This is a genomic window from Sphingomonas sp. 179-I 2A4 NHS, from assembly GCF_045369135.1.
Lineage (GTDB): Bacteria > Pseudomonadota > Alphaproteobacteria > Sphingomonadales > Sphingomonadaceae > Sphingomonas.
Window position 1 is genome coordinate 440,393 of sequence record NZ_JBIQFL010000001.1, and the last position, 26,934, is coordinate 467,326.

22 protein-coding genes are annotated in these 26,934 nt (G+C 67.2%); 17 read left to right on the forward strand and 5 right to left on the reverse strand.

Annotated elements, in window-relative coordinates; genetic code table 11:
- Positions 1-30 precede the first annotated feature (30 nt).
- From ACH0CP_RS01965 to ACH0CP_RS01990, 6 genes are all read left to right on the forward strand, one after another.
- On the forward strand, positions 31-486 hold the full coding sequence (locus tag ACH0CP_RS01965) for an EF-hand domain-containing protein (protein WP_294442270.1): 456 nt from the start codon (positions 31-33) through the stop codon (positions 484-486).
- Between the two features lie 114 nt (positions 487-600).
- Positions 601-1,551, forward strand: a complete 951-nt coding sequence (locus tag ACH0CP_RS01970) for a polysaccharide deacetylase (RefSeq protein ID WP_294442205.1) — start codon at positions 601-603, stop codon at positions 1,549-1,551.
- Positions 1,548-2,435 carry a GNAT family N-acetyltransferase gene (locus ACH0CP_RS01975; RefSeq protein WP_294442204.1) on the forward strand — a complete coding sequence of 296 codons (888 nt, stop codon included), beginning with the start codon at positions 1,548-1,550 and terminating at the stop codon, positions 2,433-2,435. The genes ACH0CP_RS01970 and ACH0CP_RS01975 overlap by 4 nt, the downstream gene beginning before the upstream one ends.
- Positions 2,436-2,483: 48 nt before the next feature.
- Complete coding sequence (recO, locus tag ACH0CP_RS01980) at positions 2,484-3,215, forward strand: DNA repair protein RecO (RefSeq protein WP_294442203.1); 732 nt, start codon at positions 2,484-2,486, stop codon at positions 3,213-3,215.
- A gap of 46 nt (positions 3,216-3,261) precedes the next feature.
- Complete coding sequence (gene leuB / locus ACH0CP_RS01985) at positions 3,262-4,305, forward strand: 3-isopropylmalate dehydrogenase (protein ID WP_294442202.1); 1,044 nt, start codon at positions 3,262-3,264, stop codon at positions 4,303-4,305.
- Entirely contained in the window at positions 4,302-5,402 is a 1,101-nt protein-coding gene (locus ACH0CP_RS01990) for a glycosyltransferase family 2 protein (RefSeq protein ID WP_294442201.1), read from the forward strand. Before leuB ends, ACH0CP_RS01990 begins: the two co-directional genes overlap by 4 nt.
- Here ACH0CP_RS01990 and ACH0CP_RS01995 read toward each other — a convergent pair whose 3' ends face one another.
- Entirely contained in the window at positions 5,403-6,662 is a 1,260-nt protein-coding gene (locus tag ACH0CP_RS01995; RefSeq protein ID WP_406888469.1) for a glycosyltransferase family 39 protein, read from the reverse strand. It lies immediately after the preceding gene.
- A 138-nt stretch (positions 6,663-6,800) separates the two neighbouring features.
- On the opposite strand from ACH0CP_RS01995, the gene ACH0CP_RS02000 reads away from it, so the two are divergent.
- From ACH0CP_RS02000 to ACH0CP_RS02020, 5 genes are read left to right on the forward strand one after another with little or no spacing between them, the layout of a single operon-like run.
- Positions 6,801-8,009: a PLP-dependent aspartate aminotransferase family protein gene (locus ACH0CP_RS02000; RefSeq protein ID WP_294442199.1), complete on the forward strand. Its 1,209-nt coding sequence runs from the start codon at positions 6,801-6,803 to the stop codon at positions 8,007-8,009.
- Positions 8,006-8,404, forward strand: a complete 399-nt coding sequence (gene apaG / locus ACH0CP_RS02005; RefSeq protein ID WP_294442198.1) for a Co2+/Mg2+ efflux protein ApaG — start codon at positions 8,006-8,008, stop codon at positions 8,402-8,404. Before ACH0CP_RS02000 ends, apaG begins: the two co-directional genes overlap by 4 nt.
- Before the next feature lie 7 nt (positions 8,405-8,411).
- Entirely contained in the window at positions 8,412-9,203 is a 792-nt protein-coding gene (locus ACH0CP_RS02010) for a LysR family transcriptional regulator (RefSeq protein ID WP_294442197.1), read from the forward strand.
- A gap of 5 nt (positions 9,204-9,208) precedes the next feature.
- Positions 9,209-9,754: a GNAT family N-acetyltransferase gene (locus ACH0CP_RS02015; protein WP_406875383.1), complete on the forward strand. Its 546-nt coding sequence runs from the start codon at positions 9,209-9,211 to the stop codon at positions 9,752-9,754.
- Positions 9,755-9,787: 33 nt separating this feature from the next.
- Complete coding sequence (locus tag ACH0CP_RS02020) at positions 9,788-11,107, forward strand: chloride channel protein (protein ID WP_294442195.1); 1,320 nt, start codon at positions 9,788-9,790, stop codon at positions 11,105-11,107.
- A 126-nt stretch (positions 11,108-11,233) separates the two neighbouring features.
- Here the strand turns inward: ACH0CP_RS02020 and ACH0CP_RS02025 are convergent, their stop codons facing one another.
- Complete coding sequence (locus tag ACH0CP_RS02025; RefSeq protein ID WP_294442194.1) at positions 11,234-11,680, reverse strand: glycine zipper 2TM domain-containing protein; 447 nt, start codon at positions 11,678-11,680, stop codon at positions 11,234-11,236.
- A 36-nt stretch (positions 11,681-11,716) separates the two neighbouring features.
- Between ACH0CP_RS02025 and ACH0CP_RS02030 the strand changes: the two genes are divergently transcribed.
- Positions 11,717-12,058: a hypothetical protein gene (locus ACH0CP_RS02030; protein ID WP_294442193.1), complete on the forward strand. Its 342-nt coding sequence runs from the start codon at positions 11,717-11,719 to the stop codon at positions 12,056-12,058.
- Between the two features lie 9 nt (positions 12,059-12,067).
- On the opposite strand, the gene rpoC is transcribed toward ACH0CP_RS02030, so the two are convergent.
- The 3 genes from rpoC to ACH0CP_RS02045 all read right to left on the reverse strand — a co-directional run bounded on the left by rpoC (position 12,068) and on the right by ACH0CP_RS02045 (position 22,324).
- The gene (gene rpoC / locus ACH0CP_RS02035) at positions 12,068-16,348 is read right to left on the reverse strand and encodes a DNA-directed RNA polymerase subunit beta' (RefSeq protein WP_406875382.1); all 4,281 of its coding nucleotides are present in this window, start codon (positions 16,346-16,348) and stop codon (positions 12,068-12,070) included.
- A 74-nt stretch (positions 16,349-16,422) separates the two neighbouring features.
- Positions 16,423-20,577, reverse strand: coding sequence for a DNA-directed RNA polymerase subunit beta (gene rpoB, locus ACH0CP_RS02040; RefSeq protein WP_294441937.1), 4,155 nt, complete (start codon positions 20,575-20,577; stop codon positions 16,423-16,425).
- Between the two features lie 205 nt (positions 20,578-20,782).
- Entirely contained in the window at positions 20,783-22,324 is a 1,542-nt protein-coding gene (locus ACH0CP_RS02045) for a hypothetical protein (protein WP_294441938.1), read from the reverse strand.
- A gap of 170 nt (positions 22,325-22,494) precedes the next feature.
- On the opposite strand from ACH0CP_RS02045, the gene ACH0CP_RS02050 reads away from it, so the two are divergent.
- The 5 genes from ACH0CP_RS02050 to ACH0CP_RS02070 all read left to right on the forward strand — a co-directional run bounded on the left by ACH0CP_RS02050 (position 22,495) and on the right by ACH0CP_RS02070 (position 26,863).
- Positions 22,495-24,420, forward strand: a complete 1,926-nt coding sequence (locus ACH0CP_RS02050) for a CocE/NonD family hydrolase (RefSeq protein ID WP_294441939.1) — start codon at positions 22,495-22,497, stop codon at positions 24,418-24,420.
- A 37-nt stretch (positions 24,421-24,457) separates the two neighbouring features.
- The gene (locus ACH0CP_RS02055; protein ID WP_406888467.1) at positions 24,458-25,699 is read left to right on the forward strand and encodes a hypothetical protein; all 1,242 of its coding nucleotides are present in this window, start codon (positions 24,458-24,460) and stop codon (positions 25,697-25,699) included.
- Between the two features lie 33 nt (positions 25,700-25,732).
- A complete protein-coding gene (locus tag ACH0CP_RS02060) occupies positions 25,733-25,936 on the forward strand; it encodes a hypothetical protein (RefSeq protein WP_294441942.1) in 204 nt (67 codons plus the stop codon).
- A gap of 208 nt (positions 25,937-26,144) precedes the next feature.
- Entirely contained in the window at positions 26,145-26,561 is a 417-nt protein-coding gene (gene rnk / locus ACH0CP_RS02065) for a nucleoside diphosphate kinase regulator (RefSeq protein ID WP_294441943.1), read from the forward strand.
- A 5-nt stretch (positions 26,562-26,566) separates the two neighbouring features.
- Positions 26,567-26,863: a hypothetical protein gene (locus tag ACH0CP_RS02070; protein ID WP_294441944.1), complete on the forward strand. Its 297-nt coding sequence runs from the start codon at positions 26,567-26,569 to the stop codon at positions 26,861-26,863.
- Positions 26,864-26,934 lie beyond the last annotated feature (71 nt).

Here is a 26,934-nt window from a genome sequence, read left to right on the forward strand (position 1 = left end):
ATTCATAAAAGCAAGCAACGGAGAGTGAAGATGTTGAAGTATGTTCTTCTGGGTACCGCCATGGCTGTTGCTACGCCTGTTATGGCGCAGGACGCCGGCATGACGGCGCAGACGCCGTCGACTGCTGCAACCCCCTCCGCCACTACTGGCACGACTGCTACTGACTCGACGACTACTGCCAGCCCGGCGACGACTGCGGCACCGACCACGGCTCAGCCGGCAGCGCAGGGCAACCAGGTGGCGGCGATCGTCGAGAGCGAGTTCGGCACCTACGACAAGGATTCGAACGGCACGCTCGACAAGACGGAGTTTGCTGCCTGGATGGACGCGCTGAAGGCAAAGGCGCCGAATGCCTCGGCTCAGCCGTCTGACCCGAAGTGGAATGACGCTGCTTTTGCCCAGGCTGACGCAGACAAGTCGTCGACCGTTACGAAGCAGGAACTTGCCGGCTTCCTGGGTGGCGCCGCTTCCAGCGGCACGATGTAAGCGCCAATTGCACCAGACTTCATGTTCACGGGCGGCCGCTGGAGCGATCCGGCGGCCGCTTTCATTTGTGATCGTTCGCCGAATCTTTACGCCGCCGCTATTATCCCGGCACCCATGCCGCGCGTCTTCCTCACCATCGATACCGAACTCGCCTGGCGGCACCATGCGGCGGGCCACGATGCGGCGACGGTGGAGGCGCGGTCGATCGAACCGGGTGGGGTGGGGCTTGCCTGGCAACTTGCGGCACTCACCCGGCATCAACTGAAGGCGACCTTCTTCGTCGATCCGATGCCGGCCCTCGTCTATGGCCTTGATCCCTTCCGGCGGATCGTCGCGGCCGTGCTGGAGGCAGGGCAGGAGGTGCAGCTTCATCTCCACGCCAATTGGCGGGGCGCGGCCATCGACGATCGGGGCGCGCATGGGGCGTTCGAGCTGATCGACCATTCGGCGGAGCAACAGCGTGACCTTCTGGCGCAGGCGCGCGATCTGCTGATGGGGGCTGACGCGCCTACGCCGGTGGCATTTCGTAGCGGAAGCTATTCCGCCAACGACGAGACACTGTCGGCGCTCGCCGGCCTGGGGATCCAGTACGATTCCAGTCACAATGGTGCGCATCATCCCTGGCCCAGTGCAATCGGCCTGCCACCGTCGTGCATCGCGCCGGTCGCGCGGCACGGCGTCGTCGAGGTGCCGGTGACGGTGATCGAGGACCGGCCGGGCCTGTGGCGCAACTTCCAGATTTGCGCGCTGTCCGCCGGAGAGATGCGCGCGGCGCTGGATCACGCGATCTCCGAGCAGCATGTGGCGACGACGATCGTCGGGCACAGTTTCGAACTGGCGAACCGTGCTGGAACGGCCGCCAACCGCGTGCATGTGAACCGGTTCGAACGGCTGTGCGCTTTGCTGGCCGAGCGTCGGGATACCGCGCCGACGACGCATTTCGCGGACAACCCTATACTCGCGCTTGATCGTGAGGATGCTCCTCTTCCGGCCAGTGCGTTGCGACGCGGCCGGCGGCAGGCGGAGCAATTGTGGTCGAACCTCGTCGCGGAGCGCGCGGCGTGAGCGCGACCGCCCTGCGATTGCAGATTGGTGCGCGCACGATCGCCTCGATCCCACGCCGGCTGCTGCGCGTCGGGCTGTCCCTCGACGACGCCCTTGCCGGAACGCTGCCCTCGCTCCCGCCACTTGGTGACCACCATGGGTATCTCGTCACGTCGCTTCCGGCCGCGACCGCGCCGAGCTGGGCAGGGCTGCAGTTCGAGCGTCAGCGTTACACGCGCTATTTCGTCGATCTGGCGGCGGGCGAGGCGGCGTGGCGCGCCGGCCTTTCTGGCCAGACGCGCTCGACGCTGAAGCGCAAGGCGAAGAAGGCGGCGGCGGCGAGCGGCGGTTCGGTTGATGTCCGCCGGTTCCGATCGCCGGAAGAGCTGGCCGTCTTCCATCCGGTTGCGCGGGCGTTGGCCGAGAAGACCTATCAGGAGCGGCTGATGGCGGCCGGCCTTCCCGGGGATGCTGCATTTTTCCACCGAATGCAGACGCTGGCGGCCGCAGACGCGGTGCGCGCCTGGCTGCTGTACATCGGTGAGGCGCCCGCGGCTTATCTGTGGTCCAGCGCAGACGGGGACACGTTGCGCTACGATTACGTCGGCCATGATCCCGCTTTCGCCGCGCTGTCGCCGGGAAGCGTGCTGATGGAGGCGGCGCTGGCCGATCTGTTCGCGGATCGCTTCCTCCGCTTTGACTTCACCGAAGGCGAAGGGCAGCACAAGCGAAGCATGGCGAGCGGCGGCGTCGCCTGCCGGGACCTGTTGCTGCTGCGGCCGACCATCGCCAATCGCGGGGCGCTGGCGCTGGTCGGCGGGTTCGACGGTGCGATGCGGCTCGCCAAGCGGGCTGCGGCCACGCCCGCGTTCCGCGATCTTGCCCGGCGCGTACGGCGGGCCTGACCGGACGCGCGCCCTTTCGCGGCGCGAGGGACGCGGTACAATCGGCACATGCATCTTGCCTCGCCCGCCATCGTCCTCGCGATCCGGCCGCACGGCGAGCATGGTGCAATCGTTCGCGCGCTGACGCCCTCTGACGGGGTCCAGGCGGGCTATGTGCGCGGTGGCCGATCGCGCGCGCTGCGCCCCATCCTTCAGCCCGCGAACACGATCCTGGGCGAATGGCGCGCCCGTACCGCAGATCAATTGCCCGCGTTGACGATCGAACTGGTGCACAGCCTGGCGGCGTTGCATGCCGAGCCGCTGCCGGCGGCGGTGCTGGAATGGGTGACCGCGCTCACCGCTGCGGCGCTTCCGGAGGCGCAGCCGTATCCGCGCCTCCACGCGGCGCTGAGCGGGCTGCTCGACGCGGTCGAGGCGGCACCGGCAGCGCGGGGATGGGCTGGCGCGCTTGCGCGTTATGAGTTGCTCGTGCTGGCCGAGCTTGGCTTCGGGCTGGACCTTGAACAATGCGTCGCCAGCGGCGCGACCGGCGAAATGGCATTCGTCAGCCCCAAGAGCGGCGGCGCCGTCAGCCGTGCGGCGGCGGCGGGTTATGAGGATCGGCTGCTGCGGCTGCCTCCTTTCCTGCTCGCGGGCGGGGAGCCCGACTGGCCCGATGTCTTCGATGCACTGGCGATCACCGGCCGCTTCCTCGCGCGCGACGTGCTGGTCGATCGGCGGGCGGAAGCGCTCGCCGCGCGCGACCGGCTGCTCGATCGGCTGAAGAGAGCGGTTGCGTGAGTGCATGCCGGGCGGCAAGGGACGCGCGCCTTTAGCGGAGTTGAACATGGCCCTGATCGCGATCCTGCCCGGCGACGGCATCGGCCCGGAAGTGACTGCCGAGGCGCGGCGCGTGCTCGAGGCGCTGGCGCTCGACCTGGCGTTCGAGGAAGCGCCCGTCGGCGGCGCGGCGTATCACGCGAGCGGGCATCCGCTGCCGCCGGAGACGCTGGACCTCGCGCGGCGAGCGGATGCGATCCTGTTCGGCGCGGTGGGCGATCCCAGCTGCGACTCGCTCGAGCGCCATTTGCGGCCGGAGCAGGCGATCCTTGGCCTGCGCAAGGAGCTGACGCTCTTCGCGAACCTGCGCCCGGCAAAGCTGTTCGCGGGGCTGGAGGAGGCCTCCGCGCTCCGCCCGGAGGTGGCGCGAGCGATCGACCTGCTGATCGTGCGCGAGCTTAACGGCGACGTTTATTTCGGCGAGAAAGGCATGCGCACCACCGCCGCTGGCCTTCGCGAAGGCTATGACGTCATGAGTTATGACGAGGGCGAGGTTCGCCGCATCGCGATTGCCGGCTTCGAGGCGGCGCAGCGTCGGCGCGGGATGCTCTGCTCGGTCGACAAGGCAAACGTCCTGGAGACATCGCAGATGTGGCGCGACGTCGTGATCGAGACCGCGAAGGACTATCCCGACGTGACGCTCAGCCACATGTATGTCGACAATGCCGCGATGCAGCTGGTGCGCGATCCGGGCCAGTTCGACGTGATCGTCACCGGCAACCTGTTTGGCGATATCCTGTCCGACCAGGCATCGATGTGCGTCGGCTCGATCGGGCTGCTGCCCTCCGCCTCGCTCGATGCGGCGGGCAAGGGCCTGTACGAGCCGATCCACGGATCCGCACCGGACATTGCCGGGCAGGGCAAGGCGAACCCGTGCGCGGCGATCCTGTCCGCGGCGATGATGCTGCGCCACTCGCTGGGTCACGCCGCCGCCGCCGATCGCGTCGAGGCGGCGGTCGCGAAGGCTTTGGCAGCGGGCAATCGCACCGCTGACCTTGGCGGTGATTGTTCGACCCGCGCGATGGGCGATGCGGTGCTTGCCCACCTGTGAGCGACGCGCTCGACCTCGCAATCGTCATCCCGACGTTCAACGAGCGCGGCAATGTGCCCGTGCTCGTCGCCAAGCTCGATCAGGCGCTGGCCGGGATCAACTGGGAAGCGATCTTCGTCGATGACGACAGTCCGGACGGCACGGCGGATGCCGCGCGGGAGATCGGCCGGTTCGATCGCCGGGTGCGGGTGATCCAGCGCATCGGGCGCCGCGGCCTCGCGACTGCGTGCATCGAGGGGATGTGCGCGACCGCCGCGCCTGCCGTCGCGGTGATCGACGGTGACCTGCAGCATGACGAGACGATCCTCCCTGCGATGCTCGCGGCCTTGAAGGGTGATCCCGTGCTGGACATCGTGGTCGGCTCGCGCTTCGTCGATGGTGGCGGGACGGGCGAGTGGGACCGGGACCGGGTGGCGAAGTCCGCCTTTGCCACCAAGCTGTCGCAGCGCGTGCTCGACGTCGGCCTGACCGATCCGATGAGCGGCTTCTTCATGATGCGCACCGAGCTGTTGCGCGCCATCGCGCCGCGGCTCGCCGGCATCGGCTTCAAGATCCTGCTCGACATCATGGCAGCCGGCGATCGCCCGCTGCGCTTCCTCGAGCTGCCCTATGTCTTCCGCACCCGCAGCGTTGGCGAGTCCAAGCTCGATCACGTGGTGGCGCTGGAATATCTGATCGCCTTGTACGATCGGAAGTTCGGCAATGTCGTGCCGGTGCGCTTCGCGATGTTCTCCGCCATCGGGGTGATCGGCGTCGGCATCCACATGGGCGTGCTGACCTTGTTGTACCTTGGCCTCGGCGTCAGCTTCCTGGCCGGCCAGATCGCCGCGACGATGGCGGCGATGACGTTCAACTTCTTCCTCAACAATGCGCTCACCTATCGTGATCGGCGGTTGAAGGGCTGGCGGCAACTGCTCGACGGGTGGGTTTCCTTCTGCCTGGTCTGTTCGGTCGGTGCGGTGGCGAACGTTGGTGTGGCGGCGTTCCTCTATGACTTCCGCTATGGTGCCTGGGCGGCATCGGCGATGGCCGGGGTGCTGATCGGCGCGGTGTGGAACTACGCCTTGTCGTCGCGCTTCACCTGGGGCCGCTACTGATCACACCCAGGTCGTAAACCACGTCCAGCGCCGGAAGGCGCCGGCGTCAGGCAGGGCCTGGGCGGAGAGGATGGGATAGAAGTAGATCGCCAGCGCAGCGGTGACGGCGATCAACGCCACGTCCCAGTTGCGCGTCCGCTCACGCCAGTGGTCGAGTGCGGCGACGATGGCGATGACGATGAAGACGCTGGCCGGATAGTAATAATAATAGAAGCCGAGCGACTTGGGGATCACTGCCCATAGGGCGAGGCTGCCCGTCCACAGCCAGGCCGCGGCAAACAGCCGCGTCGAACCGGAGCGCACCCACCCGATCCAGCACGCCGCGACCGCGACTAGGCCCGACCACATGATCGCCGGATTGCCGAGGAACAGAATGCCGCGCTGCGCGCCGTCGGCGGGCTCGTAGAGATACCAGATCGGTCGGATCAGCAGCGGCCACGTCCACCAGTTCGACTGGTAGAGATGGGGCGGCAGCACCTGGGTCTGCCGTTCGTACATGGTGAGCTGGAACGGAATGAGGCTGGCCAGCGTCAGCGGTTCGCTGGCGTAGAAGAAGGCAGGAGCGAAGGTGGCGAGATAGGTCGCGACCGACACGGCGCCGAGCAGCGCGATCGCCGGCAGCGGGCGGATGCCGGGGAAGCGGCGCGCGTCACCCCGCTTCAGGATGACCAGCGCGCCCGCGGCGAACGCGATATAGGGTGCGGCAAGCCATTTGCAGCCGACCGCGCAGCCGAGCAGCACCGCCACCAACGTCCAGCGCCACCAGCCGCCGCGCCGCATCGTCCAGGCCGCCATGGCGATCGCCGCCATCAGGAAGGCGAGCATGAACCCGTCCAGCATCGCGATCCGCGACTGGACGTAGACGGTGAAGCCAAGCGGCGTCAGCGCCACCGCGACAAGGGCAGGGCGGAGGCGCCCGGTCATCAGCCAGACGGTGGCGAACAGCGATACCACGGTGACACTGCCGGCCACGGTTGACGGAAAGCGCCAGCCGAACGGCGTGTCGCCGAACAGCCGGATGCCGAGCGAGATCAGCCATTTGCCCAGCAGCGGATGTTCGATGTTCATCGGCCCGGCGAGCGTGATCAGCGCGCGGGCTGCGGGCACGTAGTGCACCTCGTCGAACACGAACTGGTGCGGCACCGATAGGCGGATCATGAACAACGCCTGCGCAAGCGCGAAGATCAGGATCGCGAGCGGCAGCGGGCGGCGAAGCATCACGTCCTGCTTAGCCGAGGATAAGGCGGTGCGGAACTTCATGAAGTTGACGCATGTGGAAAGGGAATTTTGCGCCTCCCGCGCCTGGACGTGGATGGCGCCACCTTCGCACGGTTACGGCCTTGTAGGACAGGGGCCGCCGCCCTTGAAAGCCCGTGCCGAATGGCCGAAAGCGGCGGCATGAAACGCCATACCGGACAAGACCGCTCGATCACCGACACCTGGCGCCCCGCCACGCGGGCGATCCGCGGCGGCACGGTGCGTTCCGAATTCGGCGAGACGTCCGAGGCGATCTTCCTCACCTCCGGCTATGCCTATGACTGCGCCGGCGATGCCGCCGCGCGCTTTGCCGGCGAGCAGCAGGGGATGACTTACTCCCGGCTGCAGAACCCGACCGTCGAGATGCTGGAGCATCGCATCGCCCTGCTGGAAGGCGCCGAGGCGTGCCGCACCATGGCGAGCGGCATGGCGGCGATGACGGCGGTGCTGCTGAGCCAGCTGCAGACAGGCGACCATGTCGTCGCCGGCCGCGCCGCGTTTGGATCGTGCCGCTGGCTGGTCGATACGTTGCTGCCCAAGTTCGGCATCGCCACCACCGTGGTCGATGCGCGTGACCCGCAGCAGTTCATCGATGCGGTGCGCCCTGAAACCAAGGTGTTCTTCTTCGAAACGCCGGCCAATCCGACGATGGACGTCGTGGACCTGCGCGCGGTGTGCGCCATCGCCCGCGAGCGCGGCATCACCAGCGTGGTCGACAATGCCTTTGCCACCCCGGCGCTGCAGCGGCCGATGGAGTTCGGCGCGGACGTGACGGCCTATTCCGCGACCAAGATGATGGACGGGCAGGGGCGCGTGCTGGCCGGTGCCGTTTGCGGTACCAAGGATTTCATCGACAACACGCTGCTGCCCTTCACCCGTAACACCGGGCCGACGCTGTCCGCGTTCAACGCCTGGGTGGTGCTGAAGGGGCTGGAGACGCTGGACCTGCGCATCCGCCGTCAGTCCGAGAACGCGATGAAGGTGGCAAGCTTCCTCGAAGGCCGCGTGCCGACGGTGCTGTACCCCGGCCTGCCGAGCCACCCGCAGCACGAACTGGCGATGAGCCAGATGGAAGCGGCGGGGCCGATCTTCGCCATTCTGCTGGATGGCGGGCGCACCCAGGCGCACGGGCTGCTCGATGCGCTGGAGCTGATCGACATTTCCAACAACATCGGCGATTCGCGGTCGCTGATGACGCACCCCGCCTCCACCACGCACAATTCCGTGGCGCCCGAGAAGCGCGAGGAGATGGGCGTGACGGAGGGGATGCTTCGCCTTAACGTGGGCCTTGAAGACCCGGCGGACCTGATCGAGGATCTCGACCGTGCCTTGCGCAAGGTGGGCCTGTGAAGGCGCTGTTCCCCGCCGCGGAGACGACGCGCGGGGTGACGGTGCGTGTTTCCGTCAGTTACCTGCCCGAGCAATCGGAGCCGGCGCGCGGGCGATGGTTCTGGGCTTATCACATCCGCATCGAGAACGATTCGCCGCAGACGGTGCAATTGCTGACGCGCCACTGGATCATCACCGATGGGCGGGGTGCGCGCCATTCGGTGGAAGGGGAGGGCGTGGTCGGCGAGCAGCCGGTGATCGCGCCGGGCGCCAGCTACGATTACGTATCCGGTTGCCCGCTCGCGACGCCGAGCGGATCGATGCAGGGCAGCTATCGCATGATCGGCGAGGATGGCGCGCTGTTCGACGTGGCGATCCCGAAGTTCGCGCTGACGGCGCCTGCGGTGGCGGGGTGAGCCGGGCATGAAGCGTACCCATCTTCCGCTGAACGGCCTGCGCGTGCTCGACGCCGCGGCGCGCCACCTGTCGTTCACCCGCGCGGCGGACGAGCTGGCGGTGACGCCCGCCGCCGTCGGCCAGCAGATCCGGGCGCTCGAGGACACGCTGGGCGTCGTGCTGTTCCGCCGTACCACCAAGGGGCTGGAGCTGACCCCGGAAGGAGAGGCGGGGCTCGGGCCGCTGCGGCATGGCTTCCTGCAGTTCGAGGAAGCGGTGCGCGCGATGCAGGCCGGGCAATCGTCCAAATCGTTGACGATCGCCGCGCCGCGCGACCTGACCGAGAAGTGGTTGCTGCCGCGGCTGGCGGAGATCGCGCGCAATGACGGCGACCTCCGCTTCGTGCTGGTCGCCGCCGATACGCCGCCCGACTTCACGGAGGCGAACCTCGACCTCGCAATCACCTGGGGTGACGGCCCCGGCGCGCACGAAGGCGAGGCGATCGAGAGTGAGGGCATGGTGACGATCGAGCGCGCCGGCGGCGGCGCTGACGCGGTGATCGCCTGGCCGGGCTGCGGCAGCGAGGATGGCAGCCCGCTGATCCAGGTGGGCGACGCAGGCCTGGCGCTTGATGCTGCCGCGCAGGGGCTGGGGAAGGCGACTGTGCCGGAGCTCCTTGCCGCGCGAGATCTTGCTGCAGGGCGGATCGCGGCGATCGGCGAGCCGCGGCCCTCCCGGCTCGGCTATTGGCTGGTCGCGCCGCTGCCGCAGTGGCGCCAGCAGAAAGTGCAGGCGCTGGTCGAGGCACTGGCGGGTTGATCGGCATGCGGGCCGAGCCTTTTGAGAGCGAACGGCTGATCATGCGGGCGCCGACGGCGGACGATGCCCCGGCGTTGCACGAGGCGTATCGTGACCCGCGGGTGATGCGCTTCTGGTCCAGCCCGCCGCATGCCTCGCTGGAGGAGACGATCGCTTATGTGACGCCCCACGCCGGCGATCAGTGGCGGCAATGGGTGATCGTGGAAAAGGCCAGCGGCCGTGCAATCGGCACGCTGGCCGCCGGCGAACGGCGCCGCGCGGTGATGGAGATCGGCTACCTCCTTTCCGCCGCCGCCTCCGGCCAGGGCTATGCCCGTGAAGCGGTGAGCGCGCTGATCGACCTGCTGTTCGCGCAAGGCGCGCGGCGGGTGTTCGCCGATACCGATCCCGACAACGTCCGCTCGATCGCGCTGCTGACGACGCTCGGCTTCCGACGCGAGGGCCTGCTGCGCGCCGAGTGGGAAACGCATATCGGCGTGCGCGACAGCATCATCTGGGGCCTGCTGCACGACGAATGGCGCCCGAAGCAGTCGCGTGCGGCGCAGGAGTGATCCGCGCGCGCTGATCCGCATAGAGGAACAGGCGTGACTGACGAGCCGACGATCGCCCGGGCGCGCCGACGCTGGACCCCGCGCCGGGCGCGCGCGCTGCTCCGTTCCCGCGGCCCCACCTCGATCCTGTTCCGCCGCCGGATCGCAGTGATCACCGGCGCGGTGATCATCGGCGTGGTGGCGGTGCTCTTCGCCAAGGCCTCGGACGAAATGGGGCTGATCTTCGAGCACTACGCCCGGCGCTGGCCCTACGCGCCGCTGGTGACGACGCCGTTCGGCTTCATGGCGCTGGTGTGGATCACGCGGCGCTGGGTGCCGCTAGCGCGTGGATCGGGCATCCCGCAGGTGATGGCGGCGCGGGATGATCCGCCAGCCGCGATGCGCGGGCTGATCGCGGTCAGGACCGTCGCGGGCAAGGCGTTGCTGACCATGGCGGCGATCCTGTGCGGGGCCAGCGTTGGGCGCGAGGGCCCCACCGTGCAGCTGGCGGCGGCGGTAATGAACGTCAGCCACCGGGTGATGCACGTCGCGCTGCGCAGCACCGTCGTTATCGCCGGCGGTGCGGCGGGCGTGGCGGCGGCCTTCAACACGCCGCTGGCGGGCGTGCTGTTCGCGATCGAGGAGCTGGCCGCGGCCTATGAGCAGCGCATGACGCTGATGGTTCTGTCATCGATCGTCATTGCCGGCATGGTCGCGCAGAGCCTGGCGGGCGATTACGTCTATTTCGGTGCGATCGGAGCGCACATGCCGATCGCCGGTGCGCTAATCGTAGCGCCAATCGCGGGCATCGGCGGCGGCCTTGCCGGCGGACTGTTCTCGCGGGTGGTGCTGGCGCTGGCGAGCGGCAGCCACCGGGTGACACGGTGGAGTAAGGCGCGGCCGGTGCTGTTCGCCGGGCTGTGCGGCGCGGTCGTCGCGGTGCTGGGCGTGGCGACGGGGCTGACATGGGGCACCGGCTATGGCGCGGCGCGCGCCGTGATCACCGGGGCGGATGCGCCCTTGTGGTTCGGGCCGGCGAAGTTCGTCTCGACGCTCGCCACTGCGGTGGCCGGGCTGCCAGGCGGCATCTTTGCGCCGAGCCTGGCGGTCGGGGCAGGGGTGGGGAACCTGCTGCGCGAGCTGTTCCCCGGGGAGCCCGCCGAAGCAGTCGTAATCCTCGGCATGGTGGCCTATTTCACCGGCGTGGTGCGCGCGCCGCTGACCGCCGTGATCATCCTGTCCGAGACGACGGCGAGCCGCGGTTTGATGCTGCCGATGTTCGCCGCCGCCTTCCTGGCGGACGGGGCAAGCCGGGCGGTGTGCCGGGAGAAGCTCTACCACGGCCTGTCGCGGACGTTCGCCGGCCAGCCCTAGGCGCACCTCACCTGGATTGGCGGCGGCCTGTGAAGCGTCGCGCGATTCCGGCGGCGTCCTGGGAGCCCGCAATCTCGGAGCGGCACGCGGGCGCGCATCCGAGATCGCGTCACCCTCAGCGCACTCTCAGCGGCACTTGATCTGCCCGCGATCGACCGAACGGCCGAGCAACGCCCCGCCACCGGCGCCCGCCAGCGTGCCTAGCGTGCCGCCACCGATCAGGTTGGCCAGCAAGCCACCCCCGACCGCGCCGATCACCAGGCCCGTCGTGCCGTCGTTGCGCTTGCAATAGGCGCGGCCGTCCTGGCCGCGGTAGATCCGGTCGTTGCGGCTGAGGCGACGCTCCCGATAATTGCCGCTCCGATAGCTGGAGGCCGGATCCCAGTTGCGGTCGTTCCGGTCGCCTTGCCAGCGATAGTCTCCGCGGTTGTTGCGGTTCCCGCGGTGATCGCGATCGTTGCGGTCGTACCGATCATGGCGATCGTCGCGGCGCTGCGCGGCGGCGTCCGTCGGCATCATTGCGGGCGATGCGACCGCCACCGACAGAAGCGCGGCTAATAGATGAGTTTTCAAACTAAGCTCCTGATCTGAACGTCAGGTCAACCATCGATGGGCGAGAAGGTTCAGAAAGTAGCATGGCTGTGCGACGACGATCTTCTGGGCAACTGGCGTGTGTTCCCGCAAAAAAAAGGTGGATCGCCCTATGCATTGGTGACGGCGAATACCGTCGATGATGCTCATAGATGTTACCTGGTCCACCGTGTCGCCACGTTGATTGCAGAGGGTGACTGCATCTTTGCTGAAGGCGTTTCGGCGTCAGCTATGCGCGGTTGGCAGTCGCGACGTGACATCTTGGCGTGGTGGAAATGCGGGGTCGCCGGCGCCGTCGTTTTCGCAACCAACAAAAAGCCCCGCCGGATCGCTCCGGCGGGGCTGATTGCATCAGGCTGAGCCGAACGATCAGTCGTTCAGATACTCACCGGCCGCCTCATCGCTGCCGTCGCCCGAGGGGACGACGGTGGCGAGCGGATCGTCACCGGTGCCGACGTCTTCACGCGGGCTGCGGGCGTTCTCTGCCGCACGCAGCTCGTCCGCGCTGGTCGGGGCCACGATCATCGCTTCGGCCAGCTTCTTCTGCTGGGCACGAAGCGCGGCGTCGCGCGAGGAAGCCGCCACGCGCAGGCGGTTCATGCCGGCGCCGGTGCCTGCCGGGATGAGCCGGCCGACGATGACGTTTTCCTTCAGGCCCATCAGCGTGTCCTGCTTGCCCTGGACCGCCGCCTCGGTGAGGACGCGGGTGGTCTCCTGGAACGACGCGGCCGAGATGAACGACCGGGTCTGCAGCGACGCCTTGGTGATGCCGAGCAGGATCGGTTTGCCCTGGGCGGGCGCCTCGTTCTTGCCGAGCTTCGCGTTGACCTCGTCCATCTCCGCACGGTCCACCTGCTCGCCAGGGAGCAGGGTGGTGTCGCCGGCCTCGGTGATCTCGACCTTCTGCAGCATCTGACGAACGATCGTCTCGATGTGCTTGTCGTTGATCTTCACGCCCTGCAGTCGATAGACTTCCTGGATTTCCGACACGAGATATTCCGCGAGCGGCTCGATGCCGAGCACCTCGAGAATGTCGTGCGGATCCGGGCTGCCGCCGATCAGGTTGTCGCCACGCTTGACGTAGTCGCCTTCCTGGACGTCGATCACCTTCGACTTCGGGATGAGGTATTCCACCACCTCGCCGCCGTCCTCGGGCTGGATGCCGATCTTGCGCTTCGCCTTATAGTCCTTGCCGAACACCACGCGGCCCGAGACCTTCGCGATGATCGCATTTTCCTTCGGCTTGCGCGCTTCGAACAGCTCGGCAACGCGCGGCAGACCGCCGGTGATGTCGCGGGTCTTGGCGGACTCGCGGGCAACACGGGCAACCACGTCGCCGGCGTAGACGACCGAGTTGTCGTCCACCGACAGTACCGCACCCGGCGCCAGCATGTAGCGGGCGGTTTCACCCGAACCCTCGTCGAGCAGGGTGATGCGCGGACGCAGATCCTCCTTCGAACGGCCAGCTGCACGATATTCGATCACGACGCGCTGGGCGATGCCCGTTGCCTCGTCGACCTGCTCGGTCAGCGTCTTGCCCTCGATGAGGTCCTGATACTTCACCGTGCCGCCGGTTTCCGTGATCACCGGCATGGTGAACGGATCCCATTCGGCGATGCGATCGCCAGCGCTGATGATGTGCCCATCGTCGCACAGCACGTTCGCGCCATACGGGATCTTGTGCACCGCCAGCTCGCGGCCATCCATGTCGACGATCGCGACTTCGCCCGAGCGGCTGAGCACCACGCGGCGACCACGCTGGTCGACGATGATGCGCAGGTCACGATATTCGATCGTGCCGTCGGTCGGTGCCTCGAGGTTTGACTGCTCATTGAGCTGCGCCGCACCGCCGATGTGGAAGGTACGCATCGTCAGCTGCGTGCCCGGCTCACCGATCGACTGCGCCGCGATGACGCCGACGGCCTCGCCGATGTTCACCGGCGTACCGCGGGCAAGGTCACGCCCGTAGCACTTGCCGCAGACGCCGATCTTGCTTTCGCAGACCAGCGGCGAGCGGATCTTGACGGCCTGGATGCCAGTCGCCTCGATCTTCGCCACCATCGGCTCGTCGAGCAGGGTGCCGATCGGGATCACGATCTCGCCGGTCTTCGCCTCGACGATGTCCTCCGCCGTCGTACGGCCAAGGATACGCTCGCCGAGCGACGCGATGACCGAGCCGCCCTGAACGATCGCCTTCATCTCCAGCGCGCGCTCGGTGCCGCAATCGTCCTCGACGATGACGCAATCCTGCGACACGTCGACGAGACGGCGGGTGAGATACCCCGAGTTCGCCGTCTTCAACGCCGTATCCGCGAGGCCCTTACGAGCGCCGTGGGTGGAGTTGAAGTATTCAAGGACGGTCAGGCCTTCCTTGAAGTTCGAGATGATCGGCGTTTCGATGATCTCGCCTGACGGCTTGGCCATCAGGCCGCGCATGCCGGCAAGCTGCTTGATCTGCGCCTGCGAACCACGCGCACCGGAGTGCGCCATCATGTAGATCGAGTTGATCGGCTTCTCACGGCCGGTCTCCTCGTCGATGCGAACGGCCTTGATCTCGTTCATCATCGAGTTCGCCACCTGGTCACCGCAACGGCTCCAGGCGTCGATCACCTTGTTGTACTTCTCTTGCTGCGTGATCAGGCCGTCCTGATACTGCTGCTCGAAGTCCTTCACCTGCTCACGCGTCTCGTCGACCAGCTTGGTCTTGTCCGGCGCGATGATCATGTCGTCCTTGCCGAACGAGATGCCGGCGCGGAACGCGTGACGGAAGCCCAGCGCCATGATCGCGTCGGCGAACAGCACCGTCTCCTTCTGGCCGGTGTGACGATACACCTCGTCGATGACGTCGGTGACGTCCTTCTTGGTCAGCAGGCGGTTGACGGTCTCGAAGGGTACCTTGTGGCTCTTCGGCAGGCACTCGCCGAGCAGCATGCGGCCCGGCGTGGTCTCGTAGCGCTTGAGGTACTGGTTGCCGTTCTCGTCGGTCTGCGGGACGCGGCTGATGATCTTGGTGTGCAGCGTCACCGCGCCGTTGAACAGCGCCTGGTGCACTTCCTCCATGTCCGCCAGCAGCATGCCTTCGCCCGGCTCGTTCTGCTTCTCCATCGAGAGGTAGTAGAGACCGAGCACCATGTCCTGCGACGGCACGATGATCGGCTTGCCGTTCGCCGGCGACAGGATGTTGTTGGTCGACATCATCAGGACGCGCGCTTCCAGCTGCGCTTCAAGCGACAGCGGAACGTGCACGGCCATCTGGTCACCGTCGAAGTCGGCGTTGAAGGCCGAGCAGACCAGCGGGTGAAGCTGGATCGCCTTGCCCTCGATCAGCACCGGCTCGAACGCCTGGATGCCAAGACGGTGAAGCGTCGGCGCGCGGTTCAGCAGAACCGGGTGCTCGCGGATCACCTCGTCCAGGATGTCCCAGACTTCCTTGCGCTCCTTCTCGACCCACTTCTTCGCCTGCTTCAGGGTCATGGACAGACCCTTGGCGTCGAGCCGGGCGTAGATGAACGGCTTGAACAGCTCGAGCGCCATCTTCTTGGGCAGGCCGCACTGGTGCAGCTTGAGCTCCGGACCGGTCACGATGACCGAACGGCCCGAATAGTCGACGCGCTTGCCGAGCAGGTTCTGACGGAAGCGGCCCTGCTTGCCCTTGAGCATGTCGGACAGCGACTTCAGCGGACGCTTGTTGGCGCCCGTGATCGTGCGACCGCGGCGGCCGTTGTCGAACAGGGCGTCGACGGCTTCCTGCAGCATGCGCTTTTCGTTGCGGACGATGATGTCCGGCGCACGCAGCTCCATCAGGCGCTTCAGGCGGTTGTTACGGTTGATCACGCGGCGGTACAGATCGTTCAGATCCGACGTCGCGAAACGACCGCCGTCGAGCGGCACCAGCGGGCGAAGCTCGGGCGGGATCACCGGCACGACCTCGAGGATCATCCACTCCGGACGATTGCCGGATTCGAGGAAGCTCTCGACGACCTTCAGCCGCTTGATGATCTTCTTGGGCTTCAGCTCGGACTTGGTGACGGCGAGCTCTTCGAGCAGCGCGGTCTTCTCGCCTTCGAGATCCAGGCTCTCGAGCATGATGCGCACGGCCTCGGCGCCGATGCCGGCGGAGAAGGCGTCCTCGCCATATTCGTCCTGCGCCTCGAGCAGCTCATCCTCGGTGAGGAGCTGATACTTCTCCAGCGGGGTGAGGCCCGGCTCGATGACGATATAGGCTTCGAAGTACAGCACGCGCTCGAGCTGCTTGAGCTGCATGTCGAGCAGCAGGCCGATGCGCGACGGCAGCGACTTCAGGAACCAGATGTGCGCGACCGGGGCGGCGAGCTCGATATGGCCCATCCGCTCGCGGCGGACCTTCGAGACGGTGACCTCGACGCCGCACTTCTCGCAGACGATGCCCTTGTACTTCATGCGCTTGTACTTGCCGCACAGGCACTCGTAGTCCTTGATCGGACCGAAGATGCGCGCGCAGAACAGGCCGTCACGCTCGGGCTTGAACGTGCGATAGTTGATCGTCTCGGGCTTCTTGATCTCGCCGAACGACCAGGAGCGGATGCGGTCCGGAGACGCGATGCCGATCTGGATCTGGTCGAAGGTCTCCGGCTTGGCGACCGGGTTCGCGAAATTGGTAAGTTCGTTCATTTTTCTACCTCTTCCCCCTCCCGCGCGGGCGGGAGGGGCTAGGGGAGGGATGGTCGATCGTCGGAGCGGTGCGGTTACTCGGCCGCCTCGGCCAGATCACCGTCGTCCGCGTCTTCCATGCTCTTCAGCTCGACGTTGAGGCCCAGCGAACGCATTTCCTTGACGAGCACGTTGAAGCTCTCCGGAATGCCGGCCTCGAACGTGTCGTCACCCTTGACGATCGCCTCATAGACCTTGGTGCGGCCGACCACGTCGTCGGATTTCACCGTCAGCATTTCCTGGAGCGTGTACGCAGCGCCATAAGCCTGCAGCGCCCACACCTCCATTTCGCCGAAGCGCTGGCCGCCGAACTGCGCCTTACCGCCCAGCGGCTGCTGGGTGACGAGGCTGTACGGCCCGATCGAACGTGCGTGGATCTTGTCGTCGACGAGGTGGTGCAGCTTCAGCATGTAGATGATGCCTACCGTCACCTTGCGGTCGAACTGATCGCCGGTGCGCCCGTCGAACAGATCCGACTGACCCGACGGATCGAGACCCGCCAGTTCGAGCATGTTGGCAACGTCCTGCTCCACCGCACCGTCGAACACCGGAGTGCCCATCGGAACGCCGGGCTTCAGGTTGGTCGCCAGCTCGATGATGCCCTGCGCGTCACGTGCCTCGATCTCGTCGACATAATGCTCGCCGTAGATCGTCTTCAGCCGTTCCTTCACCGCCTCGGGCATGGCGCCCGCGGTGGCATCCGGATTGGCCTCACGCCATTCCTCCAGCTGCTGCGCGATCTGCTGGCCGAGGCCGCGCGCGGCCCAGCCAAGGTGCGTCTCGAAGATCTGACCGACGTTCATGCGCGACGGCACGCCCAGCGGGTTCAACACGAGATCGACCGGCGTACCGTCGGCGAGGAACGGCATGTCCTCCACCGGCAGGATGCGGCTGATGACGCCCTTGTTGCCGTGACGGCCGGCCATCTTGTCGCCCGGCTGCAGCTTGCGCTTCACCGCGACGAACACCTTGACCATCTTCAGCACGCCCGGCGGCAGCTCGTCGCCGCGCTCCAGCTTCTCGCGACGGTCCTCGAACTTCTCCTTAATGAGCTTCGCGGCCTCGTCGTACTGCGCCTTTACCGCTTCGAGATCCGACTGGACCTTGTCGTCGGCGACCGCGAACTTCCACCATTCGTGGCGGTCGACGCTGTCGAGCATGTCCTGATCGATCACGGCACCCTTCTTGGGGCCGCCCTTCGGCACCGCAGTCGCGGTCTGGCCGATCAGCATCTCGCGCAGGCGCGACCAGGTGGCACGGTTGAGGATCGTGCGCTCGTCGTCCGAGTCCTTCTTCAGGCGCTCGATCTCCTCGCGTTCGATCGCCATCGCACGCTCGTCCTTGTCGATGCCGTGGCGGTTGAAGACGCGAACGTCGACGACCGTACCGGCAACGCCCGGCGGCAGGCGGAGCGAGGTGTCACGCACGTCGCTGGCCTTTTCACCGAAGATGGCGCGCAGCAGCTTCTCTTCCGGCGTCATCGGGCTTTCGCCCTTCGGCGTGATCTTGCCGACCAGGATGTCGCCCGGCTCGACCTCGGCACCGACGTACACGATGCCCGCCTCGTCGAGGTTGCGCAGCGCTTCCTCGCCGACGTTCGGGATGTCGCGCGTGATGTCCTCCGGCCCGAGCTTCGTGTCGCGGGCCATCACCTCGAACTCGTCGATGTGGATCGACGTGAACACGTCGTCCTTCACGATCCGCTCGGAGATGAGGATCGAGTCCTCGTAGTTGTAGCCGTTCCACGGCATGAACGCGACGAGCGCGTTACGGCCGAGCGCCAGCTCGCCGAACTCGGTCGACGGGCCGTCGGCGAGGATGTCGCCGGCGTTCACCACGTCGCCCACCTTCACCAGCGGGCGCTGGTTGATGCAGGTCGACTGGTTGGAGCGCTGGAACTTCATCAGCGAGTAGATGTCGACGCCCGACTTGCCGGCATCGACCTCACCCGTGGCGCGGATCACGATACGGCTGGCGTCGACCTGGTCGACGACGCCGGCGCGGCGTGCGGCGATCGCGGCACCTGAATCGCGTGCCACCGTCTCTTCCATGCCGGTGCCAACGAACGGCGCTTCCGCCTTCACCAGCGGCACGGCCTGACGCTGCATGTTCGAGCCCATCAGCGCGCGGTTCGCGTCGTCGTTCTCGAGGAACGGGATCAGCGAGGCGGCGACCGACACGAGCTGCTTGGGCGACACGTCCATCAGCGTGATCGTCTCGGGCAGCGCCATGAGGAATTCGCCGGCCTGACGGGCGGAGATGAGATCCTCGGTGAAGCGGCCTTCGGCGTCGAGCTCGGCGTTCGCCTGCGCAACCGTGTGCTTCTGCTCTTCCATCGCGGAGAGGTACACGACCTCGCCGGTCACCTTGCCGTCCACTACGCGGCGGTACGGCGTCTCGATGAAGCCGTACTTGTTGACGCGCGCGAACGTCGACAGCGAGTTGATGAGACCGATGTTCGGGCCTTCCGGCGTTTCGATCGGGCAGATACGACCATAGTGCGTCGGGTGAACGTCGCGCACTTCGAAGCCCGCGCGCTCACGCGTCAGACCGCCCGGCCCGAGGGCCGAGACGCGGCGCTTGTGCGTCACTTCCGACAGCGGGTTCGTCTGGTCCATGAACTGCGACAGCTGCGACGAGCCGAAGAATTCACGCACCGCGGCGACCGCCGGCTTCGCGTTGATGAGGTCGTTCGGCATGACGGTCGACACGTCGACCGAGCTCATGCGCTCCTTCACCGCACGCTCCATGCGGAGCAGACCGACGCGATACTGGTTCTCGAGCAGCTCGCCCACCGAACGCACGCGGCGGTTGCCGAGGTTGTCGATGTCGTCGATCTCGCCCTTGCCGTCCTTCAGGTCGACGAGGGTCTTCACGACTGCCAGGATGTCCTCGGTGCGCAGCGTCGTCACCGTGTCCTCGGCATCGAGGTCAAGGCGCATGTTGAGCTTCACGCGGCCCACGGCCGACAGGTCGTAGCGGTCCGGATCGAAGAACAGGCCAGCGAACAGCGCTTCCGCCGTCTCGAGCGTCGGCGGCTCGCCAGGGCGCATCACGCGATAGATGTCGCTCAGCGCCTGCTCGCGCTCTTCGGCCTTGTCGGCCTTCAGCGTGTTGCGGATCCACGGGCCGGTGGTGACATGGTCGATGTCGAGCAGCTCGATCCGGTCGATGCCGGCCTTGTCGAGCTTCTCCAGGCTTTCCGGGCCGATCTCGTCACCGGCCTCGACGTAGATCTCGCCGGTCTGCTCGTTGATGAGGTCATAGGCCGAATAGCGGCCGTAGATTTCCTCGGTCGGGATGAGGAGGTCGGTCAGGCCGTCCTTGGCTGCCTTGTTGGCGGCGCGCGGCGTCACCTTCGTGCCCGTCGGGAACACGACTTCGCCCGAGTTCGCGTCGACGAGGTCGAACGTCGGCTTCACGCCGCGCCAGTTCTCGGCCGCGAACGGGATGCGCCAGCCACCCTGGCCGCGCACATAGGTGACGCGGTTGTAGAAGTGGTTGAGGATTTCCTCGCTGTTGAGGCCAAGCGCGTAGAGCAGCGCCGTCACCGGCAGCTTGCGCTTGCGGTCGATACGGACGTTGACGATGTCCTTCGCGTCGAACTCGAAATCGAGCCACGAACCGCGATACGGGATCACGCGCGCCGCGAAGAGATACTTGCCCGAGGCGTGCGTCTTGCCGCGGTCATGATCGAAGAGGACGCCCGGCGAACGGTGCATCTGGCTGACGATCACGCGCTCCGTGCCGTTGATGAAGAACGTGCCGTTCTCCGTCATCAGCGGCATGTCGCCCATGTAGACGTCCTGCTCCTTGATATCGAGCACCGAGCGGGTTTCCGTTTCCGGATCCACCTCGAACACGATCAGGCGAAGCGTCACGCGCATCGGCGCGGCATAGGTGATGCCACGCTGACGGCATTCCTCGACGTCGAACTTCGGCGGTTCGAGTTCGTAGTTCACGAAGTCGAGCTCTGCCGTGCCGGCGAAGTCACGGATCGGGAACACGCTGCGCAGCGTCTTCTCGAGACCCGAGACATAACCGATCGAGGGGTCGGACCGCAGGAACTGTTCGTAGCTCTCGCGCTGCACCTCGATGAGGTTCGGCATCTGCACCACTTCGTGGATGTTGCCGAACACCTTGCGGATGCGGCGCTTCGCAGTGCCGTATTCGATCGCCTTGGATGCCATGTAGCTGTACCGCCTTGGTCTAATTCGTCCGGGCGCAGACAAGACACGAAAAGGCCGCACGTCATGTTCCGGTTCAGGAACAAACGGCAGCCTTGAAGCGTCTTATGAAACCACCAACTCCTATCCGTTCGACACGGTGCGCGACGCCATGTCATTTCCCGAAGCTGTGGTGATTGACCGGATATAGGTGACGCGGTTGCCGGCGTCAACCAGTCGGCAGGCGGTAAAGCGCGCTATTTCCATCGGCATAGACAGGTGCAGCGCCGGGCCACGGATCATGCCCGCGCGTGCCGAGTACCCATAGATACTGCCAGCCGCCGCCACGGATCTGCGCCAGCTTCGCGCTGAGCGGCTGGGCGAGCGGACCGTTGCAATCGAAGCCATCCACCATCTGCGAGGGATCGTGCATCAGGGCGGCGTCCCCCGGCGCGCGCACGGTGAGCAGCGCCGCGCCCGGCAGCAGCCACTGGCTGTTCACCAGCGCGTGACGCCGGCCGATCGCGAGGCTGGGCAGATGATTGTACGCGGTTGCCTGCCACGCGCTGTGGCAGCGATCCTGCAGCACGACAGCGTGGATGCGCGCGCCGGCCGGCACCAGCTCAAGCGCCGCAAGGTGCGAGGCATAGGCCGCGTCGAGCCGGTGCCAGTCCCGCGCGATCATCACGGTGCGCACCCCGAACAGCATGGACGCGAGGCCGGCAAGCGCGATCGCGCCGCGTCGGCTGCCGCGCCAGCGCAGGGACAGCAGCGCAGCGATCACCGCCGCCGGCGCGATCCGCTCGTCGGCGCCCCAGCTGCCGAACATGGTGGTCGGCATGGCGAGGCAGGCAAGCGCGATCAGCACGGCGCCGGTGCCGATCCGCCAGTCGATCAACTGCCGGCGCCAGGCGGCAAGGCAGGCGAGGGCGATCAGCACCGGCGTCGCGAGATCGATCCACTTCGCCTCTCCGCGCAGCATGACCACCCAGTTCATCACCTTGCGGGTGACGAGGCTGTCGCCCCATGCCATCAGCGCGCCATGGTCGCCGCTTTGCCAGGCAAGCGTCAGGATGAGCGGGGGCAGGAGCGGGACCCCGCGCAGCAGCGCGTCCGCTAGCGCCTGAGCGCTGCGCCGCCGCCACAGCCGTTCGAGCTCGAACCCGCCAGCGAGCAGCACCAGCACGCCCCAGCCCATGGCATGGGCGATCCACGTAGCGAGCGCGGCGATTGCGAGCAGCGGCACCGTCCAACAGGCGGGCGCGTCGCGCAGCCGGATCCACGCGGCGAAGGTAAGCAGCGCCAGCGCGAACGATAGCGAATAGTTGACGAAGCCGAACATCAGCGGATTGGCCAGCGCGAAGCAGGCGGCCGCCACGGTGGCGGGCTGGATGCGACCGTGCAGTGCATGGCCGACGGCCGCCATGCCGAGGATCGTCAGCGGTGCGATGGCGGCGGCGACCAGCCATGCGGCGCGTTCCGCCCCCAGCCAGCCGAGCGCGCGGACCGTCAGGTCGACGCCGAGGTTGCCGACGAGCTTCCACGTGAAGTCATAATAAGAGGCAAGATCAGCCGAGCGCCCACCATCCAGCATGACGGCGTAGCGGCCGATATGGCCCGGCAGATCGGTCATCGACGCGATGGTGGCGCTGAGGAACGGGACGCACGCCAGGAGCGCCATTGCCGCCAGCACCACGCCGAAGCGCGGCAGGCCGCGCCGGCGCTCCGTTGGCCGGGCGGAAGGAAAGGCGGGGGTGGGGCCGGGGCGCATCGCCGGCGATCATGGCACAAAGCGCGTCAAGGAGCCGTGAAAGCTGGCCGATGCCGGTTGATCGCCAGCCCCGCGTCCGACTATCGCCCGGCGCTTGAGCATCCGTCCAACTTCGCAGGGAGAAGAGGCGGACGCGATCGGGCCGATGGTCGGCAAAAGGGGTGAAGCGAATGAAGAAATTGCTGCTGCTCGCCGGCGTTGCGATGGCCGTCACCCCGCTCGCCGCGCAGCAATCGCCCGCGCCCGCCGGGGACATCCCGCCCGGCTTCGCCTATCCGATCGAGGCGCGCGACTATGTGAAGCGCGAAGTGATGATCCCGATGCGCGACGGGGTGAAGCTCTACACCGTCATCGTCATCCCGAAGGGGGCGGCGAACGCGCCGATCCTGCTGACGCGCACGCCCTATAACGCCAGCGGCCGCGCCAATCGCGTGGCGAACAGCCCGAACATGCGCGCGCTGCTGCCGCAGGGGGACGAGCCGTTCGTGCGCGCCGGCTACATCCGCGTCTTCCAGGACGTGCGCGGCAAATATGGCTCAGAAGGGAATTATGTCGTCACCCGCCCGGTGATCGGGCCGCTCAACCCGACCAAGACCGATCACGTCACGGATGCCTATGACACGATCGATTGGCTCGTGAACAAGGCGAACCTGCCGGAAACGAACGGCCGCGTCGGCATGCTCGGATCGTCCTACGAAGGGTTCACGGTGGTGATGGCGCTGCTGAACCCGCATCCGGCGCTGAAGGTGGCGGCGCCCGAAAGCCCGATGATCGACGGCTGGATGGGGGACGACTGGTTCCATTACGGTGCCTTCCGCCTCGCCAACATCCGCTGGTTCGGCAGCCAGACGGGCTTCAAGGGCGCCGGAAGCGGCCCGGCGCCGGAAGTCTATGACGATTACGAGGTATTCCGCCGCGCCGGGTCGGCCGGTGCCTGGGCGGAAAAGTCCGGCTATGCCAAGCTTCCCTATTGGCAGCGAATGGCGGCGCATCCTGCCTATGACGCCTTCTGGCAGGGCCAAGCGCTGGACAAGCTGCTCGCCGCGAACCCGTCGAACGTGCCAACGATGTGGGAACAAGGGTTGTTCGATCAGGAGGATATGTACGGCGCGATCACCGCGTGGGAAGCGCTGAAGGCGAAGGGCAAGGCGGGCAACAACTTCCTCGTCATGGGGCCGTGGCGGCATAGCCAGGCCAATTACGACGGCTCGTCGCTGGGCGACTTCAAGTGGAACGGCGATACCGCCACCGAATGGCGCGAGGATTACCTCTTTCCCTTCTTCGACCAGTATCTGCGCGATGGCCGCCCCGCCTTCACCCCGCCGCAGGCGCTGATCTACAACACCGGCGCGAACCGCTGGGATAAGCTGGCGCAATGGCCGCTCGCCTGCGAGGCGGGCTGCGCCGCGCCGATGAAGCCGATCTATCTGCAGGGCGACGGCGGGCTCGATTTCGCCAAGGCCGCGACCGGCGGCGACAGCTACGTCGCCGATCCGGCGAAGCCCGTCCCGCACTTGCCGCGCCCGGTGAACTTCAACGACGGCCGCTGGCAATCCTGGCTCGTCTCGGACCAGCGCTCGGTCGACGGGCGGACCGACGTGATGACGTACCAGACCGAGCCGCTGACCCAGGCGGTGCGCGTCTCCGGCGCGCCGCTGGCGGATATCTTCGCCAAGACGACCGGCACCGACGGCGATTTCGTCGTCAAGGTGATCGACGTCTATCCGGACGATTATCCCAACGAGCCGAAGAAGGGCGGGTACCAGCTGCCGATCAGTCTCGACATCTTCCGCGGGCGCTACCGCGACAGCTTCGAAAAGCCGACGCCGATCCCCGCCGGCAAGGTGCAGCGCTATCGCTTCCGCCTGCCGACGGTGAACCACGTGTTCCAGCCGGGCCACCGCATCATGGTGCAGGTGCAATCCTCGCTCTTCCCGCTCTACGATCGCAACCCGCAGACGTTCGTGCCCAACATCTTCCACGCCAAGCCCGAGGATTATCGCAAGGCAACCGTCACGCTGATGCGCGGGGGTGAGCAGGCGAGCGCGGTGTGGCTGCCCGTCGTCCCTACCGATCAGCCGCAGGTGAAGCCGTGATCCGTTGTCGCGCGTTCATCTTGGCAGGACTAGCGCGATGACGATGCGCAGAACGACGGGATATTTGGCGGGCGCGGCGATCCTCGCCCTGGCCGGATCGGCCGCGGCCCAGGTGCCGCCGGGCGGCTTGCCGGACCTTGGCAATTTCAGCCTGCCGCCGGGCCAATCGACCCCGCAGCCGACGCCCACTCCGACGCCGGTTCCGGTCGTCACGCCGCCACCCCCGCCGTCGGTGGTGACGCCCACGCCGCGCGCGACACCGACGCCCCGTGCCACGCCAACGCCCCGCGCCACGCCGACGCCGCGGCCGGCCGCGACCCCCACGCCGCGGCCGACTCCGACGGCGACGGCAACCCCGACGACGAGCGCACCGACGCCCGTTGCCTCTCCGACGCCCGCCGCACCACTCTTACCTTCGCCGATTGCGTCGGAGACCCCGGCGCCGGTCGAGCCGAGCGCCGCACCGCAGCCGCTCCCGCCCGCGGAAGAACCGGCGCGTCCGATCTGGCTGCTGCCCGTGCTTCTCGTCGCCGCCGTCATCGCCGGCCTGCTTTTCTGGCGCAGTCGCCGGCGGCGCGAGGAGGTGGCGGACGAGGAGCCTTTCGCCCCAACGGTGACCGAGCCGACACCGCCGCCGCCGCCGGCACCTGCCGCCGCGCCGCGCCCGCTACCGGCGGCGCCCGTCACACCTGCCGCGCCCGTGACGCCGCCGCCTGCGCCGCCGACACCGCGCTTCCTGCAGCCGACGCCCAGCGCCGCCGCTCCGGGCGCAACAACGCCAGCGGCAACCGCGCCTGCTACGACCGCCCGGATCGACATCGACGAGCCGGTCATCAGCCGTGCCGGCATCAACCTCGTCACCGCCACGGCGGACGTCATCGTCACGGTGCGCAACACCTCGGACGTGCCGGCCACCGGCGTCGCGGTCGAGGTGCGCCTGCTCAGTGCGCAGCCGGGGCTCGATTCCGTGATCGCCACGATCTTCGGCGGCCCGGTCGGCAAGCCGGCGATCGCACCGTTCACGCTGGCGCCGGGCGAAACGAAGCGGGTGCGCACACTCGCCACCATGCCACGCGACGCGATCACCGTGCTTCAGGCGGGCGGGCGGCCAATGTTCGTGCCGGTGCTCGCCATCCGCGCGGTGCATGAGGGTGCGCAGACCACGTCCGTCCACGCGCTTGGCATCGACCGGCCCGGCCAGGCGAAGCTCGGGCCCTTCTGGCTCGATCAGCCGCCGCGCATGTACGATACGATCGGCGTGCGGCCGCACGGCAGGTGATCAGAACGAGCCTCTGTGCCTCGGGCGCGCGCGATGCGCACCAAGCTCAGCGTCTGTAACCGCAAGCGACGCTTCCCGTCGCAAGGAGAGGCGGCGGCGGCCGCCATCGCGGCGGAGATCGTCCTGCGGCCCTATCGCTGCGATCGCTGCGGCCGCTGGCATCTCACCAGCCGCACGAAGGGAAAACGCGTGCCGCGGGCCCGGGGCGAGACGGGAGCCGATCGCGCGAAAACTTGACTTCCGGCGCGCCTGTCCTCACGTTCCACTAATGTACGCTTGGGCGACATATCAGCGTTTTCGCGATCACGCAGGGCAGCTCGCCGCACGCCGCTAGCCCGGGCCCCGGACGGCATGCGCCGCCTGGGTTCGGGCCTTCATCGATATGACCTCCCTAGGCCGCGCGCGTGCGCGGCCGATTTCGATCAAGCGGAAAGCTGCTATTTTCATGGAACAACTCGCCTCGCTGCCGGCGGAGCCGCCGGCGATCTATCTCACCGCCGCGGAATGCGATCAGCTCTGGGAGCTGGCGCTTCGTGCCGAGCGGGCCCATCCTCACACCACGGCGCTGCTGATGGCGGAGCTCGACCGGGCCGAGGTGCGCGAACCCGATGAGCTGCCGCAGCAGACGGTGACGATGAATTCGCAGATCGAATTCGTCGACGAGGGGACGGGCGCGCAGCGGACCGTGCAGCTGGTCTATCCCAAGGACGCGGACATCGACGCAGGCCGCGTCTCGATCCTGACGCCGGTGGGCGCGGGCTTGATCGGGATGCGGGCCGGCAGCACGATCCGCTGGCCGGACCGCGACGGACGCGATCGCGACCTGCGCATCGTTCGCGTCACGCCGCTGGCCGTGGACTGAGGGCGATGATCGAGGAACTCGCACGGCACCGGTGCATCGGCGACGACGGCACCGCGCTGGTGGTAGTGGAGCGTCGCCACGTCTTCATGACGAACGGCGGCACGGGCGTGCGCCAGCATCGCGGCGCGGCCTGGACGACGCTGCTTGACGGCGAACCGGTGCGGTATCTCGATTCCAGTACCTTCGAAGTGGTCGCGACGGGCGAATTGCTCGCCCATGATACGCGCCGCTGCGGCTGTGCGCCCGCGGCGCGCATCGCGACGCGGGCCGGGGACGGCGACGACTGGGTGGGGCACGCCTGAGCGCCGTGTCGTCTTGCAGGGCTGCGTCACCCCGCACCTGATCCGGCGTCCCGCTTCTTTCTCTTCTCCGG

What these genes read in the sequence shown, in the direction of transcription:
- ACH0CP_RS01965 (WP_294442270.1), top strand. Translation starts at nt 31, where the DNA reads ATGTTGAAGTATGTTCTTCTGGGTACCGCCATGGCTGTTGCTACGCCT.
- ACH0CP_RS01970 (WP_294442205.1), top strand. Translation starts at nt 601, where the DNA reads ATGCCGCGCGTCTTCCTCACCATCGATACCGAACTCGCCTGGCGGCAC.
- recO (WP_294442203.1), top strand. Translation starts at nt 2,484, where the DNA reads ATGCATCTTGCCTCGCCCGCCATCGTCCTCGCGATCCGGCCGCACGGC.
- leuB (WP_294442202.1), top strand. Translation starts at nt 3,262, where the DNA reads ATGGCCCTGATCGCGATCCTGCCCGGCGACGGCATCGGCCCGGAAGTG.
- ACH0CP_RS01995 (WP_406888469.1), bottom strand. Translation starts at nt 6,662, where the DNA reads ATGAAGTTCCGCACCGCCTTATCCTCGGCTAAGCAGGACGTGATGCTT.
- ACH0CP_RS02000 (WP_294442199.1), top strand. Translation starts at nt 6,801, where the DNA reads ATGAAACGCCATACCGGACAAGACCGCTCGATCACCGACACCTGGCGC.
- ACH0CP_RS02010 (WP_294442197.1), top strand. Translation starts at nt 8,412, where the DNA reads ATGAAGCGTACCCATCTTCCGCTGAACGGCCTGCGCGTGCTCGACGCC.
- ACH0CP_RS02015 (WP_406875383.1), top strand. Translation starts at nt 9,209, where the DNA reads ATGCGGGCCGAGCCTTTTGAGAGCGAACGGCTGATCATGCGGGCGCCG.
- ACH0CP_RS02030 (WP_294442193.1), top strand. Translation starts at nt 11,717, where the DNA reads ATGGGCGAGAAGGTTCAGAAAGTAGCATGGCTGTGCGACGACGATCTT.
- rpoC (WP_406875382.1), bottom strand. Translation starts at nt 16,348, where the DNA reads ATGAACGAACTTACCAATTTCGCGAACCCGGTCGCCAAGCCGGAGACC.
- rpoB (WP_294441937.1), bottom strand. Translation starts at nt 20,577, where the DNA reads ATGGCATCCAAGGCGATCGAATACGGCACTGCGAAGCGCCGCATCCGC.
- ACH0CP_RS02045 (WP_294441938.1), bottom strand. Translation starts at nt 22,324, where the DNA reads ATGCGCCCCGGCCCCACCCCCGCCTTTCCTTCCGCCCGGCCAACGGAG.
- ACH0CP_RS02050 (WP_294441939.1), top strand. Translation starts at nt 22,495, where the DNA reads ATGAAGAAATTGCTGCTGCTCGCCGGCGTTGCGATGGCCGTCACCCCG.
- ACH0CP_RS02055 (WP_406888467.1), top strand. Translation starts at nt 24,458, where the DNA reads ATGACGATGCGCAGAACGACGGGATATTTGGCGGGCGCGGCGATCCTC.
- ACH0CP_RS02060 (WP_294441942.1), top strand. Translation starts at nt 25,733, where the DNA reads ATGCGCACCAAGCTCAGCGTCTGTAACCGCAAGCGACGCTTCCCGTCG.
- rnk (WP_294441943.1), top strand. Translation starts at nt 26,145, where the DNA reads ATGGAACAACTCGCCTCGCTGCCGGCGGAGCCGCCGGCGATCTATCTC.
- ACH0CP_RS02070 (WP_294441944.1), top strand. Translation starts at nt 26,567, where the DNA reads ATGATCGAGGAACTCGCACGGCACCGGTGCATCGGCGACGACGGCACC.